Source organism: Sphingobium sp. (assembly GCF_033795625.1).
GTDB lineage: Bacteria > Pseudomonadota > Alphaproteobacteria > Sphingomonadales > Sphingomonadaceae > Sphingobium.
This window is the reverse complement of record NZ_JARYGI010000123.1, coordinates 1-726: the sequence shown is the minus strand read 5'-3', so window position 1 is coordinate 726 and position 726 is coordinate 1. Positions and strand designations below refer to the sequence as shown.

Below are 726 nucleotides of genomic sequence, written 5' to 3'. Positions count from 1 at the left end.
TCATGCCGCATCATCGTAAACGCAACAACGATGCCCCTGCCCGCCGTGACCAACCAATGCATCTGTTTCCCGAGCCAGACCCGCCACCAAAGATCGACCGCCGCAAACTGGGTGGCTCAAAGCTCAAGCGTGGTCCCAGGCTCAGTGATGAGGCGTTGCGCGAACGCGGCACGCTCAGCTTCCTGCAGAGGATATGACCGGGCCCACTGCTGACGCAGCGGGTCCACAGCGCACCACTTAAATGTCAGCGCATCAGCAGGGGCTGCGCTGCGCTGTTTCGATGGCTCCACGCAGCCCCTGCTGTCCCTACCCTGTGACATTTCTAAATGGCAGAGATTGTGACTTCTCTACATGGCAGGAACAAATTTTGTAGCAGCAACGTTCAAATGTCACAGTCGCGCAAAGTAGAGATGTCTCACTTGAGCTTGGGCGGTGTTCATGGTCTTCCCACGGGAGGACCAGAGTATGACGATGGTGGCGATGAGCCACGGCGAGCTATCGCGGTTTGATACGTTGATGCGCATTGAGCGCGGCGAGCTTCGGGTCGAGGACGCCGCCGCGCTGCTCGGATTGAAGCGGCGCCAGGTATTTCGCTTGCTGGAGCGATTGCGATCCGAAGGCGCCTCGGGTGTTGTATCGCGCAAGCGTGGCCGGCCAAGCAACTGGCGGCACAGCAACGCCTTGCGCGAGCGGATCATCGCGATCGCTATCATGATTTCGGTCCGA

1 protein-coding gene and 1 pseudogene are annotated in these 726 nt (G+C 59.4%); both read left to right on the top strand.

Going from position 1 to position 726, the window contains the following annotated elements:
- A pseudogene (locus tag QHC67_RS18940) lies at positions 1-197 on the top strand (ISNCY family transposase); the annotation flags it as partial.
- A 268-nt stretch (positions 198-465) separates the two neighbouring features.
- On the top strand, positions 466-726 hold a 261-nt coding region (locus QHC67_RS18935), incomplete at its 3' end, for a helix-turn-helix domain-containing protein (protein ID WP_319296718.1).